Source organism: Dolomitihabitans soli, from assembly GCF_022213955.1.
Classification (GTDB): domain Bacteria; phylum Actinomycetota; class Actinomycetes; order Streptosporangiales; family Streptosporangiaceae; genus Streptosporangium_A; species Streptosporangium_A soli.
In genome coordinates, this window is record NZ_JAKNTW010000019.1 from 205,451 (window position 1) to 220,889 (window position 15,439).

19 protein-coding genes and 4 tRNA genes are annotated in these 15,439 nt (G+C 64.2%); 13 read left to right on the forward strand and 10 right to left on the reverse strand.

Features of this window, described 5'->3' with window-relative positions:
• Positions 1 to 59: 59 nt before the first annotated feature.
• The 6 genes from MBA17_RS31175 to MBA17_RS31200 form a co-directional block, all read right to left on the reverse strand.
• Entirely contained in the window at positions 60 to 839 is a 780-nt protein-coding gene (locus MBA17_RS31175) for a MerR family transcriptional regulator (protein WP_238500321.1), read from the reverse strand.
• Positions 840 to 883: 44 nt separating this feature from the next.
• Positions 884 to 1,522, reverse strand: coding sequence for an ABC transporter permease (locus MBA17_RS31180; protein WP_274386213.1), 639 nt, complete (start codon positions 1,520 to 1,522; stop codon positions 884 to 886).
• A gap of 128 nt (positions 1,523 to 1,650) precedes the next feature.
• Positions 1,651 to 2,919, reverse strand: a complete 1,269-nt coding sequence (locus MBA17_RS31185) for a serine hydrolase domain-containing protein (RefSeq protein ID WP_238500322.1) — start codon at positions 2,917 to 2,919, stop codon at positions 1,651 to 1,653.
• Between the two features lie 246 nt (positions 2,920 to 3,165).
• The gene (locus MBA17_RS31190) at positions 3,166 to 3,351 is read right to left on the reverse strand and encodes a P-loop NTPase family protein (RefSeq protein ID WP_238500323.1); all 186 of its coding nucleotides are present in this window, start codon (positions 3,349 to 3,351) and stop codon (positions 3,166 to 3,168) included.
• Positions 3,352 to 3,461: 110 nt separating this feature from the next.
• Complete coding sequence (locus MBA17_RS49765; protein WP_274386272.1) at positions 3,462 to 3,596, reverse strand: hypothetical protein; 135 nt, start codon at positions 3,594 to 3,596, stop codon at positions 3,462 to 3,464.
• Positions 3,597 to 3,622: 26 nt separating this feature from the next.
• Positions 3,623 to 3,991, reverse strand: coding sequence for a hypothetical protein (locus tag MBA17_RS31200; RefSeq protein ID WP_238500324.1), 369 nt, complete (start codon positions 3,989 to 3,991; stop codon positions 3,623 to 3,625).
• A 24-nt stretch (positions 3,992 to 4,015) separates the two neighbouring features.
• Between MBA17_RS31200 and MBA17_RS31205 the strand changes: the two genes are divergently transcribed.
• Positions 4,016 to 4,282, forward strand: coding sequence for a hypothetical protein (locus MBA17_RS31205; RefSeq protein ID WP_238500325.1), 267 nt, complete (start codon positions 4,016 to 4,018; stop codon positions 4,280 to 4,282).
• A 2-nt stretch (positions 4,283 to 4,284) separates the two neighbouring features.
• Positions 4,285 to 4,926 carry a site-specific integrase gene (locus tag MBA17_RS31210; RefSeq protein ID WP_238500326.1) on the forward strand — a complete coding sequence of 214 codons (642 nt, stop codon included), beginning with the start codon at positions 4,285 to 4,287 and terminating at the stop codon, positions 4,924 to 4,926.
• Between the two features lie 74 nt (positions 4,927 to 5,000).
• Here MBA17_RS31210 and MBA17_RS31215 read toward each other — a convergent pair.
• Positions 5,001 to 5,072 (reverse strand) — tRNA-Lys (locus MBA17_RS31215).
• Positions 5,073 to 5,345: 273 nt separating this feature from the next.
• Between MBA17_RS31215 and MBA17_RS31220 the strand changes: the two genes are divergently transcribed.
• Positions 5,346 to 5,699 (forward strand): PspC domain-containing protein, encoded by a 354-nt coding sequence (locus tag MBA17_RS31220; RefSeq protein WP_238500327.1) that lies wholly within the window; start codon positions 5,346 to 5,348, stop codon positions 5,697 to 5,699.
• Here MBA17_RS31220 and MBA17_RS31225 read toward each other — a convergent pair whose 3' ends face one another.
• Positions 5,700 to 6,995 carry an MFS transporter gene (locus MBA17_RS31225; protein ID WP_238500328.1) on the reverse strand — a complete coding sequence of 432 codons (1,296 nt, stop codon included), beginning with the start codon at positions 6,993 to 6,995 and terminating at the stop codon, positions 5,700 to 5,702. It lies immediately after the preceding gene.
• Between the two features lie 118 nt (positions 6,996 to 7,113).
• Positions 7,114 to 7,464, reverse strand: coding sequence for a metallopeptidase family protein (locus MBA17_RS31230; protein ID WP_274386214.1), 351 nt, complete (start codon positions 7,462 to 7,464; stop codon positions 7,114 to 7,116).
• A gap of 53 nt (positions 7,465 to 7,517) precedes the next feature.
• Between MBA17_RS31230 and MBA17_RS31235 the strand changes: the two genes are divergently transcribed.
• The 4 genes from MBA17_RS31235 to MBA17_RS31250 all read left to right on the forward strand — a co-directional run bounded on the left by MBA17_RS31235 (position 7,518) and on the right by MBA17_RS31250 (position 9,444).
• Positions 7,518 to 9,032, forward strand: coding sequence for a metallophosphoesterase family protein (locus MBA17_RS31235; RefSeq protein ID WP_238500329.1), 1,515 nt, complete (start codon positions 7,518 to 7,520; stop codon positions 9,030 to 9,032).
• A gap of 89 nt (positions 9,033 to 9,121) precedes the next feature.
• A tRNA-Glu gene (locus MBA17_RS31240) sits at positions 9,122 to 9,194 on the forward strand.
• 81 nt (positions 9,195 to 9,275) lie between these two features.
• A tRNA-Asp gene (locus tag MBA17_RS31245) sits at positions 9,276 to 9,350 on the forward strand.
• Between the two features lie 20 nt (positions 9,351 to 9,370).
• Positions 9,371 to 9,444 (forward strand) — tRNA-Phe (locus MBA17_RS31250).
• Between the two features lie 347 nt (positions 9,445 to 9,791).
• On the opposite strand, the gene MBA17_RS31255 is transcribed toward MBA17_RS31250, so the two are convergent.
• Positions 9,792 to 10,013, reverse strand: a complete 222-nt coding sequence (locus MBA17_RS31255; protein WP_238500330.1) for a hypothetical protein — start codon at positions 10,011 to 10,013, stop codon at positions 9,792 to 9,794.
• Positions 10,014 to 10,459: 446 nt separating this feature from the next.
• Here MBA17_RS31255 and MBA17_RS31260 point away from each other — a divergent pair, with 446 nt between their 5' ends.
• The 6 genes from MBA17_RS31260 to MBA17_RS31285 all read left to right on the forward strand — a co-directional run bounded on the left by MBA17_RS31260 (position 10,460) and on the right by MBA17_RS31285 (position 15,410).
• Positions 10,460 to 11,578: an IS630 family transposase gene (locus MBA17_RS31260; RefSeq protein WP_455432896.1), complete on the forward strand. Its 1,119-nt coding sequence runs from the start codon at positions 10,460 to 10,462 to the stop codon at positions 11,576 to 11,578.
• A 71-nt stretch (positions 11,579 to 11,649) separates the two neighbouring features.
• Positions 11,650 to 12,093, forward strand: a complete 444-nt coding sequence (locus tag MBA17_RS31265; protein WP_238500332.1) for an effector-associated constant component EACC1 — start codon at positions 11,650 to 11,652, stop codon at positions 12,091 to 12,093.
• Positions 12,080 to 12,883 carry a caspase, EACC1-associated type gene (locus tag MBA17_RS31270; protein ID WP_238500333.1) on the forward strand — a complete coding sequence of 268 codons (804 nt, stop codon included), beginning with the start codon at positions 12,080 to 12,082 and terminating at the stop codon, positions 12,881 to 12,883. Before MBA17_RS31265 ends, MBA17_RS31270 begins: the two co-directional genes overlap by 14 nt.
• A gap of 15 nt (positions 12,884 to 12,898) precedes the next feature.
• Positions 12,899 to 13,429 carry a hypothetical protein gene (locus tag MBA17_RS31275; RefSeq protein WP_238500334.1) on the forward strand — a complete coding sequence of 177 codons (531 nt, stop codon included), beginning with the start codon at positions 12,899 to 12,901 and terminating at the stop codon, positions 13,427 to 13,429.
• 688 nt (positions 13,430 to 14,117) lie between these two features.
• Positions 14,118 to 14,270, forward strand: coding sequence for an HAD hydrolase-like protein (locus MBA17_RS31280; protein ID WP_238500335.1), 153 nt, complete (start codon positions 14,118 to 14,120; stop codon positions 14,268 to 14,270).
• A gap of 600 nt (positions 14,271 to 14,870) precedes the next feature.
• Positions 14,871 to 15,410 (forward strand): hypothetical protein, encoded by a 540-nt coding sequence (locus MBA17_RS31285; RefSeq protein WP_238500336.1) that lies wholly within the window; start codon positions 14,871 to 14,873, stop codon positions 15,408 to 15,410.
• Positions 15,411 to 15,439: the final 29 nt, after the last annotated feature.

Here is a 15,439-nt window from a genome sequence, read left to right on the forward strand (position 1 = left end):
ATGGTCGCTGACGGGCACCATGGCGATCGTCGCCTCGGCCGAGAACCCCGACGCCCGGTTTAGTCGGGCGGCGCCGCCAGCCGCTCCGGCCGCGTCCAACTGGCCCAGCCACGCTCGCGCATCAGGTCCAGAAGCCGCTCCGCCCGCGGGTCGTACTCGACGGCAAGTGCGTCCAGAAGGTCAAACGGTAGATCGTCGTGCGACACGTCGCCGAGGTTGATCTCGCCGGAGGTGTATGCCTGCTCGGCCAGGCCGGCCAAGATGTCGGCGGCTTCCTCCAGACGCGGGTCGTCGCCTGCGTCGCTTTCAGACATCTCCGACAGGACCCGATAGAGCCGAACGAGTTGCGGGTCATCGAGCTGCGCGTGTTTTCCGGGCATAACCTCGCGGATGCGATCGGGCCAGCGAGCCGCAACCAGGATCCACCCGTCCCGCTCACCCTCCATCACCCGCTCTGACACCCCGATCTCCCGAAGCCGATCGAGAAAGGCGACCACCTCCGGCGGAAGCGCCAGGCTGTCCCCGGCAGCGAGCTGCTCGATCTGCTTGCGGCTGGTTTCAAGCCGTTCGATCTCCTCGCGCAGATGGCTGTCGATCCTTTGGACCGCTTCGGCAAAGGCCGATGCGTCGGCTTCGAGCATCTGACCGATCTGAGACAGTGGCACGCCAGCGTTGGCGAGGGTGCGGATCTTGATGAGGGACACGACTGCCGTTGCGCCATACCGCCGGTAACCTGAGGCATCCCGCTCCGGCTCGGGCAGGAGTCCAATCTGGTGATAGTGCCGCACCGCCCGCACCGTGACGCCGGCATACGCCGCCAGTTGACCGATCGTCAGCATGCATTGATTCTGCCCTCAACTCGCTCTACCCGATTGACGTCGGCTCAGGAGATCCTGTGACGGTAGGAGATGTAGGCAACGATGACGATGCCGACGCACCAGGCGAGGGCGATCCAGATGGCGGTACCGACTGGCTGCTGGGTGAACAGGGCGCGGATCGTGTTGACGATGGATGTCACCGGCTGGTGCTCGGCGAAGAAGCGCACCGGGCCGGGCATGGTGTCGGTGGCACGAACGCCGAGCTGAGGAACGGCAGGAAGATGAGCGGGAAGGAGAACGCGCTCGCCCCGTCGGGGGTCTTGGCGGTCAGGCCGGGAATGACAGCGATCCACGTCAACGCCAGGGTGAACACAATCAGGATGCCGGCGACCGCGAGCGACGCCTGCACTCCCGCCGACGAGCGGAAGCTCATGAGGAGGGCGACGAGCACGACGACGAGCGAGATCAGGGTGGCGATCAGTGAGGTCAGCACGTGCGCCCACAGCACCCGACGACCGTGCGATCGGCATGGACTGGAACCGCTCGAAGATGCCGCTCTTCATGTCCAGGAAGAGCCGGAGTGTGGTGTAGGCGATGCCCGACGCGATAGTGATGAGCAAGGTGCCGGGAAGCACGTGGTTCACATACGAGACCGACCCGGCGTCGATCGCGCCGCCGAACACGTAGACGAACAGCAGCATCATGGCGATCGGCGATGGCGGCGGCCTCGATCTGTCGGTTCTCGGCGACGCCCACCACGGCGCAGGGGATGTCATGCCGGTCTGCCAACTCCTGCAGCGTCGCCTGGAGTTCCGTCACGCGAGGGCTGTCGTCAACCAAGGCAGGACCGGACGGCCTTGGCCAGGTTCGACGCCCGCGGGTCGTCGGGCCGGAAGTTCCAGAGGTTGGTGACGTAGCCGAAGCTGACACCGGCATCGGGGTAGGCGAAGCCGATCGATCCACCGGAGCCCGGGTGGCCGAACGACCCCGGCCCGACCATCGGCGCCGGAGGGCATGCTCGCCAGAACCCCATCGACATGTAGAAGGAGCGGTCGGCTGGGATGTCCAGGCCCGGCGGCAGTCCGTACATCTGCGTCTTGTCGGTCTGGACGGCTGTCATCCTCTCGACCGTTGATGGATCGAGCAGCCGCACCCCGTCGACGTCGCTGACCGTGGCGGCGTACATCCGCGCCAGCGAGTGCGCGTCCGCGAGCATGTTCGCGGCCGGGAACTCCGCCGCGCGCCAGGCGCGCGTGCTGGGATAGTCGGACGTGTTGTCCAAGGCGCCGCCGAGCTCGCCGGCGCGCATCTGGATCGAGCCCGGACTCCACATGGATTCGACCCATGCGGTGACCGTGTCCGCATCGAGCCCGGTCGTCGCGATCATCCCGGCGAGCAGCTCCTCCACGCTGAACGGAGCGGCGTAGTGGAGCCGGGCCACCCGTTCCTCGTGTTCCTCGGGCAGCCCGATCCAGGCGCTCAGCCCGAGCGGGGCGGCCACCTCCTCGGCGAAGAACGTGCCGAGTGACTTGCCGGTGATTCGGCGCACGACCTCCCCGACCAGAAATCCGTAGGTGATGGCGTGGTAGACGTGCTCGGTGCCCGGCTGCCACAGCGGCTTCTGCGCCTCGAGTGCACGGATGACCGGGTGCCACGCGCACGCCTGCTCGAACGTCAGCGGCCCGTCGACGAGCGGGAGACCGGCCTGGTGTGACAGCAGCCAGCGCACTTTGATCTGTTCCTTGCCGTTGGCGGCGAACTCCGGCCAGTACCGGGCCACCGGGGCGTCCAGATCCAGCTCACCGCGCTGTGCCAGCATATGGGCGCAGATCGCGGTAGCGCCCTTCGTCGTGGATGCGACCTGGACGATGGTGTCTTTGCGCCACGGTCGGTTCGCCTCGCGATCGGCGAGCCCGCCCCACAGGTTGGCGACGGGGCGGCCGCCCACGTAGACGCTGCACGCCGCACCGACCTCGCCGGGGGCCTCGAAGTTCGCGCGGAACGCGTCAGCGAGCTTTCCCCAGCCTTCCTCTACACCGTGCTCGAGATCGTCACCACCACCGCTCACGGAGGCGTTGCCGCGGCCCTGATTGGCTGTCATTCGGATATCCATTCTCTCGTTACGGTTTGTCGCCCGGGTGCCGCCATCGATGGCGTTGGTCAGCCGTTCCCGCTCGGACCGACTCACTGACCCTCCGGGTGTTCCGAAGAGACTCCTCGGCGAGCTCCACAGGGTCTTCCCCGGACGACTTCGCGGATCGGGTTCCGTTCGCCGTGCTCTGCTGTAGCGGGCGCGGCCTCGGAGGGGTGTTCCAGCACCCTCCCGGGGCCCGTCCAACCGGACCGCCTACTCGCAGAAGACACGCAAGTGGCTGCCCCGTGCCACGTCGAAGTCCACGCCGCGCAGGACACGCAGCTCGTTGTACGACTTCTTCAGGCCCTGCATGTGGATCGCAGGCCCCTGGACCTGATTGCTTGTTGGCGGGATGCTCATGACAGCCAGCATGGAGGGCTGACGCAGCGTCAAGGTCAAGCCCACAGGGCAGATTCGGTTCGTCTGCGTACGCCGATCGTCCGGAACTCGGCGCGGGCGTGCAGGGCCAGGCTGGCGGCATTCTCGGGGAAGATCCCGGGCTGAAGCGTTCAGATGTCTGCGGCCTCGGTGGAGGCGATCAGTGCCCGGAGCAGCGCCAGGCCGGGCGCTGGGCAGACCCAGTCGTCGACCTGCTGCTGACCGTCCCTGACCGGCGGGGTGCGCACCGGTCGGCGGGAAGACACCCGTGCGCGCCGCAGCCGCGCCGGTTCTACACCCATCTGCGGGGCAAAACGACGAAGCCGCGGCTGTCGTCGTTGCGCTTGACGATCGTGACGGCCAGACCGAGAACGTGCTTGGCCCAGGTCACCAGCCGTCCGGCGTAGCCACCGTCGGCCCAGACCAGACTGACGGTGGAGAACTTCTCCCGCAGGTCGTCGGGTTGGCCGGACGGCGGGAGCGGATGCGGCGCGGCGGGTTTGCCAGCGCCGGGGAGGCGCAGGAAGCGGGCCGGCAGGTGATCGTCGCGGATCAGGGCGGGTCGGCGGGCGGAGGGTTCATCATGGCGCGGTGGCTGTGTTGCTGGCTGGGGATGCAGCAGGGTTTGCGGCCGAATACGCGCAGGTGCTACGCCGATCATGTACGGCTGCATCTGATTCCGCATTTGGGCCCGATCGAGCTGTCACAGCTGACCAGCCGGGACGTGGCGCGGATGTTCACTGCGCTGGCGGAGCGCCGTAACCGGTACGGGGAGTCGATCGCGGCCTCCACGCTGCACCGGATCCGCGCGACGCTGCGCGCCGCACTGAACGCGGCCGTCCGCGAAGGTCTGATCGCATCCAACCCGGCCCGGTTGATCCGGCTGCCCTCACCCCGGCGACCGACCGCCGGGTCGCGGCCTGGCAGCGCACCGGGGAACGGCCCGCCGTAGCCGTGTGGACCACTGAGCAGTTGGCCGTCTTCCTCGACTTCGTGCGACAAGACCAGTTGTACGCGTTGTGGTGGCTGCTCGCACTGCGGGGGCTACGCCGCGGAGAGGCCGCCGGGCTGCGCTGGGTGGACCTCGACCTGGACCGGCGCGAGCTCACGGTGACCCGGCAACTCATGCACACCGGTACTGAGCTGATCGCATATCCGCCGAAAAGCGCTGCCAGCCGGCGAACCATCGCCCTGGACGCTGAAACCACCCGCCTGCTGCGTCGGCACGAGCAGGTCGAACGCAAGAAGTTGGGCGAGGGCTGGCGGGAGTTGGGACCGGTCTTCACCGGGCCGAACGGGTCCTGGCTACGACCGGACTACTTGACCGTCCGATTCCGTTTCCTGATGCGGGTCAGCGGGCTTCCGCCGATCCGGCTCCACGACCTCCGCCATGGGGCGGCCACCCTGGCTCTCGCCTCGGGCGCGAATCTGAAGGTGGTGCAGCACACGCTCGGGCACTCCAGCATCGTGGTGACTGCGGACATCTACACCTCGGTGCTCCCCGAGACCTACCACCAGGCCGCCACAGCAACCGCACGGCTGGTCATGGCTCGGGCACGCAAGACCACTCGAAACGTCCGCAGGATAGCGGCCTGACCAACGTGACTCATCCATGTCTCACGATCGGAAAGAATCTTTCCCGCGCAGCGAAAGACAGCAGGTCAAGGGGGTGGGGCGCCAGGGGCTCGAACCCTGAACCTACAGATTAAAAGTCTGCAGCTCTACCATTGAGCTAACGCCCCTTTGAGTGAAGGGTACAGAGTGCCCTCCGTCTCAGGCGACGGTGTTTTCGTCGTGAGGATAACTTACCGCACTGCTGGGAACAGACCGGGACACCGAGACCCAGCCGTGATCATGGCGTCGGCCGGTTGGCACTGGGGCCCAGGGGCGACACACCTCAACCGTGACGCCGGCCGTACCTCCGGAGGGCGGGTCGGGGCGTAAGGGGATGGGCCAGGGTCGGGCCAGGGGGAATCCCTATGTGCGGCAGCGGTTTTTGGGGGCAGTCTGGAGACATGAACGAGAACACGAACGTCAAGAAGCTGCGCCGTACTCGTCGGGGCCGGGTCATCGCCGGTGTGTGTTCCGGAGTCGGTGACTACATCGGTGTCGATGCCAACATCATCCGTATCGCCCTGGCGATCGCCACCTTCTTCGGAGGGCTCGGCGTGGGGATCTACGCGATCGGCTGGCTGCTCCTGCCGGATGAGGACAAGGACTCCTCGATCGTGCAGGACCTGGTCGACAAGCAGAAGTCCGGGCAGGCGCCCTGGCAGCAGCACCAGGGAACGTCAAACAACAACCACTGGAGCGAGCCTGTCGACGCTCCCGTACCCCCGCCGTCGAGCGACCAGCGGCCGCAGTTCTGATCACGTGGTCGCCTCGGCGCGAACCTTCGCGATGATCGCACCACGTGACTCGGTCCAAAGTACGGCCAGCAGGACGGCTGCCGTCGCCCCGGCCACCCCGGCCAGGGCGACGACGGGCTCGGGGCCGAGTTCCTGGGCGGCGGCTCCGCCGATCAGGATGCCGATGCCCTGGGCGGCCAGCAGGCCCGACTGGACCAGCCCGAAGGCCAGACCACGCCGGGCAGCCGGAACGCACTGCACGAAAGCCGCGTTGGCGGCGAGCTGATACGCGCCACCGATTCCGGACAGGATCCAGAGCGCCAGCACCACGGCCAGCGGTGGGCGCATGGCGCAGGCGATCAGCGGCGCGCAGCTGAGCACCGCCATCCACCCCATCATGCGCAGCCGGCCAGAAGGGGAGACGAACCTGCTGAACAGGAAGGCCCCCAGCACGGTTCCGGTCGGCATGGCCGCCATCAGCAGGCCGGTGATCACCGGAACCGGTATCGAGCCGTCACTCAAGGTGGCGGCGTACGGCACGGCGATCCCTTCGGGAAGAATGTAGAAGCCGCACAGCCAGGCGAACAGCACGAGCGTGCGCAGTCGCCGGTCACCGAAGACGAGTTTGGCTCCGGCACTGGTCATCGTCCAGATGGACGGCTGGCCGCCCTCGCTCCGCTCCGGCCCGCCGCGCCGCCGTACCCCTGAGACCAGGATCAGGGCCGAGGCGAGGAACGTCGCGCAGTCGAGCGCCAGGGCCCGGTAGGGGCCCATCCCCGCGATCAACGCGCCCCCGGCGGCGAATCCGAGCATCTGCACTGCCTGGTTTGTCATGTTCTGTAACGCCGAGCCGGCGACGTAGCGGTCGCCCTCCAGGATCTCCGGCAACAGGGCCGCCCGCGCGGCCGAGAACGGGGCGCTGAGCAGGACCACGCAGAAGACGAGTCCGCAGAGCACCGCGAACGGCATCCCGGGCACCGCCATCAGAGCCACGAGCAGCGCCCTGAGGACGTCACAGGTGATCATGACGCGCCGCCGCGCATACCGGTCGGCGAGGCCGGCGAGCAACGGCCCGCCGAGGATCGGCGGCAGGTACGTCAGCGCGTAGACGGCCGCCGTCGCGAGTGGGGACTGGGTGCGGTCATAGACGAGTACGGCCAGCGCGACCTGGGCGAACTGGTCGCCGAGCAGGGAGAGCCCCTGGCCGAACCAGAGCGCGCGGAACTCTCGGATGGCGATGACCTCGCCGTATCTAGCTTGGCGCTCGGGTGCACGGCGATGCCTCCCGGGCAGCCTGTCGGGCTTCGTGGCCGCCATAGGACTCCGCTACTTGCAGACCAACCTGACTGAATGTATCTGCCGTGTGACCTACGGTGCCGGAGCCGAGTCGGGTTCGCAACCGAACGAAGCCAGAAAGATGCAAACAGTGACCGTTTCACCAGCCGAGCTGGTGGAGCCGCTCATCGTCGATGCCGAAATGGTGGGCGATCTCATGAACTACGGTGATCCGCACCTCTTTGACCACATCTTCATCCGTGTCACAGATCTCACAGGTCGGATTGCGGTAGATCTCAATGCGGTCGGGCAGAACTCCCGCGTACCAGTCGCCGCGCTCGGTGAGGGGGATCCCGGTGTAAAGGCCAAGCAGATCGGGCTCGGGAGGGTCGTCCACGACCACCACCACGACGTTGTCCATCAGTCGCGTCAACTCGGCGGGGATCGTGTCCAACGCCTCGGCCACAAGCTCCTCGAACTTCTCCCGCGACACCTCGATCACACCCGCCATTCTGCCTCTTCGCGAGTGGTTCGGGTGCCGAGCCGGGGTAGGCAGGAAGGTGCATGGACCTCAAACGAACGTTGAATCGCACGAAAGAGACCGCGCGCCGTACCGCCCAGCGGCGCGTGGTCCGCCGAACCTCCAAGTTCCTGACGATCGTCGCGGTGGCCGGGATGGGCGCCTGGCTGGGCATCGCGGTCAGCGGCGGCGTCCAGTCGTCGATCGGCCCCGTCGACCTCGGCCTCTCCGTACGGCCGGCCTGGTCGGGACAGACCGTGGTCGACGCGCACCCCCTCGGCACGCTCCTGTTCGACACCCACGACGCGCCCCTGCGGCTGCGCGCGACGCTGGAGAACATCAACCAGGACCAGGCCAAGCAGATGATCGAGGATCCCCTGTTGGCCGACCGGCTGCCGGGCCTGATCGAGGAGAACCTGCGCGACGGGATCAGGGATCTCGTGATCCGTTCGCTGCTGTTCGCCTGTTGCGGAGCCCTCATCGCGGGCCTGGTCGTCTTCAGACGGGTCAAGACGGCTTTGCTGACCCTCCTGGCCGCCGTGACGACCATGGCGGGCACAGGGGCCGCGGTGGTCACCAGCTTCCGTCCCGAGGCCCTCGTGGAGCCGCGCTACACGGGTCTGCTCGCGGGCGCGCCCTCGTTGGTCGGCAGCGCCGAGTCGATCGTCACCCGCTTCGAGTCGTACCGCCTCCAGCTCACCAAACTGGTCACCAACGTCTCCCAGCTGTACGACACGGTCTCGGCCCTGCCCGTCTACGACGCCGACCCGACCTCGATCAGGGTGCTCCACGTCTCCGACATCCACATCAACCCGATCGCCTGGAACCTCATCCGCTCCGTCTCCACCCAGTTCAAGGTCAACATGATCCTCGACACCGGGGACATCACCGATCACGGCACCAGGGCCGAGGACAACTTCGTCAAGGAGATCGGACGGTTCGACGTGCCGTACGTCTTCGTCCGGGGCAACCACGACTCCAAGGCCACCGAGCGTGCGGTGGCCAGGCAGAAGAACGCCGTGGTCCTCGACGACAAGACCACCAACGTGGCCGGCCTGCGCATCTACGGGCTGGGCGATCCCAGGTTCACCCCTGACAAGTCGGTGGCCGTCGACTCCGACCCCGCCGGCCTGCTCGACTTCGGCCGCCGCCACGCCGGGCTCCCCGCTCCCGTGGACCTCGTCGCCGTGCACGATTCCACGATCGGCAAGGGCTTCTCCGGCGTCGTGCCCACCATCCTCGCCGGTCACGCTCATGCCCGTTCCACCGAGGTGCTGCCCACCGGGACCCGCGTCCTGGTCCAGGGTTCCACCGGCGGGGCCGGCCTGCGCGCCCTCGAACACGAGGAGCCGACCCCGGTCACCGCCTCCGTTCTCTACTTCGACAAGGAGACCCATCGCCTTGAGGCCTGGGACGACATCACGATGGGAGGACTCGGCGAGCAATCCGTCCAGATCCAACGTCACGTGGAGACCGCGCCAGAGCGTAGAATCTTCCCGGAGCCATCGAGCGCCCCGTCGCCAACGGGACCACTCGAAAGCACCGCGACACCGAAGTAGGGTTAACCGCTTTGGCATCAGGGGCAAAGTCCCCTATGCTTCAACAGGTCCCCGACGGAGGCGTCACGGACGCAGGACTCCGGTCCTGAGCCCCCATCGTCTAGCGGCCTAGGACACCGCCCTTTCAAGGCGGCGGCACGGGTTCGAATCCCGTTGGGGGCACCGGCGAGCTCACGCTCACCAGAAGATCGGACAGGTCAACATCGTCCGAAAGCCTGGTAGGCTAAGCAAGCCGAACAACGAGGTCCTGTAGAGCAGTTTGGAGTGCTCGCCACCCTGTCAAGGTGGAGGTCGCGGGTTCAAGTCCCGTCAGGACCGCTGGTAGGTGTCACCACCGAGGTCAGGTAGCTCAGTCGGTATGAGCGTCCGCCTGAAAAGCGGAAGGTCGGCGGTTCGACCCCGCCCCTGACCACAGCAGCTGAGCAGCACCAACGCCCCGAGCCGATCATGGCCGGGGCGTTTTTGGTTGTGCCTGACGACAACGCTGACGACAACCCCCAACGTGTGGCCATCGTTGGTGCATACCTGGCGGCCGTAGCGAAGCATGGCGTCATCGTTCGGGATCGTTCGGGCGGACCGACGATCTAGCGGCGAATGTGCGGAGACTGTCGCAAGCCTGTTCCAGGAGTAACGAAGTCGTGAGGATGTGCAACCGACGATGATCGTTTACGCCTGGGTCGTGGTCTTCTGCTTGAGGCGTTCGTAAGGGGTCTGGCCGCCGAGGCCGCCGTGGGGTCGATGGTAGTTGTAGTAGTCCTCCTATTCGCGGAGTTTGTCGTTGAACACTTCGGTGTCGTCGATGACGACGCCGTCGAGCATTCGGTAGAACTCCTCGGCGTCGATGCGGTGTGAGCGTTCGACCTTGCCATTGAGGCGTGGGGTCCGCGGTTTGATGTAGGTGTGGGCGATGCCCCGGTCCAGGACGTGCCAGTGGAAGGCCGATTGGAACTCCGCGCCGTTGTCGGTCTGGATGACCTGCACCTGAAGGGCAGGCGCTGCAGGAGGTAGTCGAGGAACTGGATGGCGGTCTTCTGGTTGAGCTGGGGGTAGATGCGCAGGACTCGCAGCCGGGTGCAGTCGTCGATGGCGGTGAACTGGTAGTACTTGTTGCGGCCGCCCTTGCGGCCGGTGACGCCGGCGATGGGCTCGATGAACTTGACGTCGATTTGGACGCGGTGGCCGGGCAGCTGCTTCTCGTATCGCTTCCAGCGCCGGTCGTGGCGTTTGTAGCGCTGGGAGGTCGGGAGCCGGCCCATGTCCAGGCTCTTCGGCCGGTCGCGGCCAGCACCGCCCACGTGCGGCGAAGTAGCCTAGTGCGGTGACCACTTAGGTTCACCGGGTCATTGCAGGCCGTACGGCTTGCGCTGTTTGATGCGCTCCTTCACTGTCGGTACCGGCCCGATCGGTACCGACACATGGAGCAGCACATGGCTGAACCCGTCAGAGCCCGGCGATTAACCGACGCCGAAGGCCAGGCGCTGCAACGCCTGGTACGGCGAGGTAACCACGGCTCGATCCGGGTGCGCAGAGCATTGATCATCATGGCGTCCGCCAGCGGAACCACGGCCGCGGCGATCGCCTATCTGGTCGCGGCCGACGACGACACCGTCCGTGATGTCATCCACGCCTTCAACGCCCGAGGGCTGGACGCCCTGGACCCTAGATGGGCGGGTGGCCGTCCCTGCCTGATCAGCACCGATGACGTGGAGTTCATCACCCAGACGGCCCTGACGCGCCCAGAGAGACTGGGCCGTCCGTTCACACACTGGAGTATCCGCAAGCTGCTGGCCTACCTGGCCGACAACCCCGACCGCATCGTCGGGATCGGCCGGGATCGGCTGCGGCAGATCCTGCGCCACGGCAAGATCTCCTTCCAGCGGACCCGCACCTGGAAGGAGTCCACCGATCCGCAGCGGGAAGCCAAACTGGACCGGATCGAGGAGGTCACCAGCCGTTTCCCGAACCGGTGTTTCGCCTTCGACCAGTTTGGGCCACTGTCGATCCGGCCCTGTCATGGCAGCGGCTGGGCCAAGGAGGGCAGACCGGATCGGCTGCCGGCCACCTACTCACGCACCCACGGCATCCGCTACTTTCACGGCTGCTACAGCCTGGGCGGTGATCAACTGTGGGGCATCGCGCGGCGGCGCAAGGGCGCAGATCACAGCCTGGCCGCGCTGAAGTCGATTCGGGCCGCACGCCCGGACTGCGCCCCGATCTACGTGATCATGGACAACCTGTCGGCCAACAAGACGCCCGCGATCCGCGCCTGGGCTAAGAAGAACAAGGTCGGGTTGTGTCTGACCCCGACCAGCGCGTCCTGGGCCAACTCGATCGAGGCACAGTTCGGCCCGTTGCGAAGTTTCGTGATGGGTGGCTCCAACCATCCCAATCACATCGTGCTGGCCCGCAGACTCCAGGCTTATCTGCGCTGGCGCAACGCCAACGCCCGCCATCCCGACGTGCTGGCCGCACAACGGCGAGAACGCGCCCGGGTCCGAAGCGAGAAACAACGCCGATGGGGACGCCCCAAAACCCGAGTCGCGTGATCAACCAACCCGGTGAACGTTCGTGGTCACCGCACTAGCCATTAGTCCCACTTATCGTGTATATGTCGTTCATGACACGTGATCGCCAATCGGATAGTCGCAGTCGCCACTTCCTGCAAGTGCTCGTCACCGTCGAGGATGAGGATTTCGACCAGGAAGACGGCCTACCTGCCTGGCTGCAAGGAGATCATCTCGGGCCAGATGTTAGCCTTTCCCCTCCCCTTGCCCGCCCAGAAGACATGGGCATCGCCGATACCATACAGGCGACTCTTGATAATGTCACCGGACTGGGTGCGCTCATTACTTCTATTTTGGCTTGGAGGCAATCAAGGTCTCGCAACAACTCTCAACCTCGCATATTTATATACGTCAAAAAGAAAAATCAGGAGGAAGAGATATTCGTCGATCTCCCCTATGATTCGAAAGAGACAGAAATAATTCAATCGATCCTGCGGGCCGCGCAAAGTAGCGACGCAACAGAAGTGGCGGCTACCAAAGATCATGAAGATCTCTAACGTAGATTCCTCCTATGCAATCTTAATCGGCACTTCGCTGAAAGAAGCAAAACTTGAACTCCCGGCCCTTAAAGCGGTTGAGCAAAATCTTGAGGATTTAGGCCGCATACTGACAGACAAAGAGGTACTGGGGCTCCCTGAGCAGAATTGCTTACATCTTTTCAACCGCGAAGACCCAAAATCAATACTTCGCGAGGTGTCCAAAATCGCCAAGAAGGCGACAGGCATGCTACTTGTCTATTTTGCTGGACACGGTGCCATAGTACCCCCAGGAAGAGATCTCTATTTCGCACTTAAGGATATAGAAGATTTCGACGAGGGCCTCCGATATGCTTCCCTACAGAAAAGGATTTGCAGGCGATTTGAAGTCTATAGTAACGGCACGCCGATCCGAGACTTCCGCGAACAAACGATTGTGATCTTAGACTGTTGCTATAGCGGTGCCGCTTCCGTCGCAACCTCGGACACTGACGCCTTAGATGGTTCGGCGTCCCAGGGATCCTGCATGCTGACCGCTTCAAGTGCAACCAGGGTAGCAATGGCTTTCCCTGGAGAGAAATATACGGAATTTACTGGAGAGATTATTAGAGTTTTGCGGGATGGCGTACCAGGAAGAGCCCAAATGCTAACGCCGGGCGACATTTATCGTGAAGTTTCAAAAAGGGTGAAAAGGCGGCGGGAGGTGAATCCCGGCGTGCCGTTTCCGAGCTTTAAATCCTATCAGCAAGGCTCCGAAATGCCCTTCGTTCGCAATCGCGGATATACGCCTATTCGGGATACCTCCACCTAAGGAGAAGGCGCACGCATGGACAGGCTTCAGGACCTCTTCAATCGTGGCTACGCTGCATACGAAGACCATGAAGACTTCGATAGGTCGAGGAAGCTTCTGACGAAGTTTCTCAAAGAGGTCGGAGAGGTTGACGAGAGATACGCGAGGGAGAAGGTTCTCGCACTTAACACCTTAGGGATGATCGCACAAGAATTAGGCGACCTGGAGAAATCCAAGGGATACTATTGGCGCATGCTCAACGTATCGCGAAATGCTAGTGATTTAGAGGGGCATGTTCTCGCATTGTTGAGTCTCGGCGCTTTGGTGTGTGCAGCGACCGAGCAAGGCGTTGAGCCGCTAGAATTCGATGGGAAATCATACAGTCACGAATATTTCCTATGGCAATCACTCAATGCGATCGACACTGCCAGCATCGAGACCAGGAGAGAATTTAAGGCTGCCGTGGCCGAGTATGAGCCCATCATACTCGAAGCATTACTTGCCTATCCGCAGCCGAGCGAGGATCGAGCTAGGATAAAGGAACGTTTGAAGAGAGTCGAAAAGTAGGGTCTGGCTCACTTGTACTCTTTGCGCAATAAGGAACCGTCCTTCGAGACGCTCAACATGTCGGGCGGTGTGTATTTTGCGGTGGACCATCGCCATCCGCCTCGCCGCATCCTCGCAGGCCAGGTGGGATGCCGAGCCCTTCCGGCCTCCGCTCTCCTAATCCGGGTGTCGGTTGGCTGACGCCGTGACGATCGCGGACTTCGGCGCCCGTCGTTCGGGCTGGGGCGATCGCCGGCAAGGCCCTCCTCCGTCGGTCCTTGCCACCAGGTGACCATGGCTGAGGTGACAGCAGCGCTGACAGCGCAGGGCTTCCGCTCCTCGGGCCTTGCGGCCCGGTGGCACGGGGCCCCTTGCCACCGGATAACGTCGACGTGCGTGAGCACACGCCATCACTCACCGTCTGCCGCTCGACCAGGATGAGGACAGCTCAACGGCTTGGCCGGCTCCCGTTTGCAAGCAGGTTCACCAAGGAGCAGCACCGGCACAGACCGCCCGTGCTCTGCCCTTGTTAAGCTCCAGCGGACAGGACAGGACAGGACAGGACAGGACAGGACAGGACAGGACAGGACAGGACAGGCCGATGCCGTTGCCGTTGACGCGTACGCGCTGTCAGGCGTCGAGGGCCTCCGTAAGCCGGATGTCGGGTTGTTCGAGATCGCTGCCAAGCGGTGTGGGATGAACCTCGCCGATGGGGGTTGGTTGGTTGGTTGGTGACAACCTCGTCGCCGACATCGCCGGAGGGAATGCGGCAGGGCTGCGGACGATCTGGGTTGACCGTGGCACCTGGCCGGTGAGGAGCACTCCGCGGAGCATGTTGTCTCTGATGTGCTTGAGGCCATGAGGATCCTGCATGCTGGGTGATGAAAGGCAGTCCGCCGTATGGCGGAGGAGTTCAACCTCTGCCGCGCGGCTTCCGTTTCTCGGGCCTGGCGGCCCTGCGATACGGGTCCACTTGCCCCCGAATGACTCTGGTGACGGCTCCTGCCCCGTTGCAGTTCCCGTTGCATTTCGCCTGCGATCACTCGTGTCCGGGGCAGTCCGTGACGGTGCCTGACCTGGCCCTACGGACACGGGCGAACGCTCACGGACGCCTCGGAGTAGGCGGTTCGAGGACTCGTAATGCGTAGGTCTGGGTTCGGTGCCCTTAAGCAGCTCCACTTCTCACCAAGGCGTTCTCTTCACGGAGAGCGCCCGCCTGTGATCATCCCCCTTGGAGTTGTCGCGGATAGATGTCTCTAGGTCTGGTGGCTTGAGCTTCTCCGCACTGGCGGAGAGATGTGGTCTGGTGCCTTGCACTGTGGCGCCGGCGGATGGCGGGGCGAGGTCAGAGTGTCAGGCGGTCATCTTGGGGTGGGCATGGCGAGCGTGGGGCATCCTCTGGGTGCGCTTCAATTGGGTCACATTGCGGCGGCGAGGTGGCGGATCGGAGACGATTTCGTACGTGGCAGTGAATCGGATTCGCGACAAGGCCGAAACTTTCGACTTAGGTGCTTTGCGTCTGTTTCGCGATGACCTGGAAGACATTGCGGAAGCCGTGTCTGAACTCGGAGCGTTGATCATCGAGTGTGATGACACGTTCATCGCAAGCACCCGTGATGACTTCGCTGACCTGCCGGGCGACATGGGTGCTCTCTCGATAGCCGGGGTAGCTGATGACGGCCGTGCCGTGAAGGTGGATCTATCGAAGACGACAGCATCTGTGACAGTGCTCAAGGCAGACACGCTTTGCCGTGGCGTGGTGGGGGGAGTTCAGGCGATCTGCCGACGGCCTGGTCGGCGGCGTGTACGCTGGCCGACTCTTAAATTTCAGGGTCTCCTGGCGCCTATCAAGTTCGCTCCGCCGGTGGTTCGGCTAGTGAATTCCTATTACGTTGATCATCCATCTTTCTGGAGGCGAACAAAGGATGACTGGGCGGTCGAGATCATCGTCGGCGCAGTGTTTCTCGGACTCGGATTCGTGCTTGGAAAATACTTCGGGTGACGATCGAGGTGGAGTGCCGTTGATCAGTG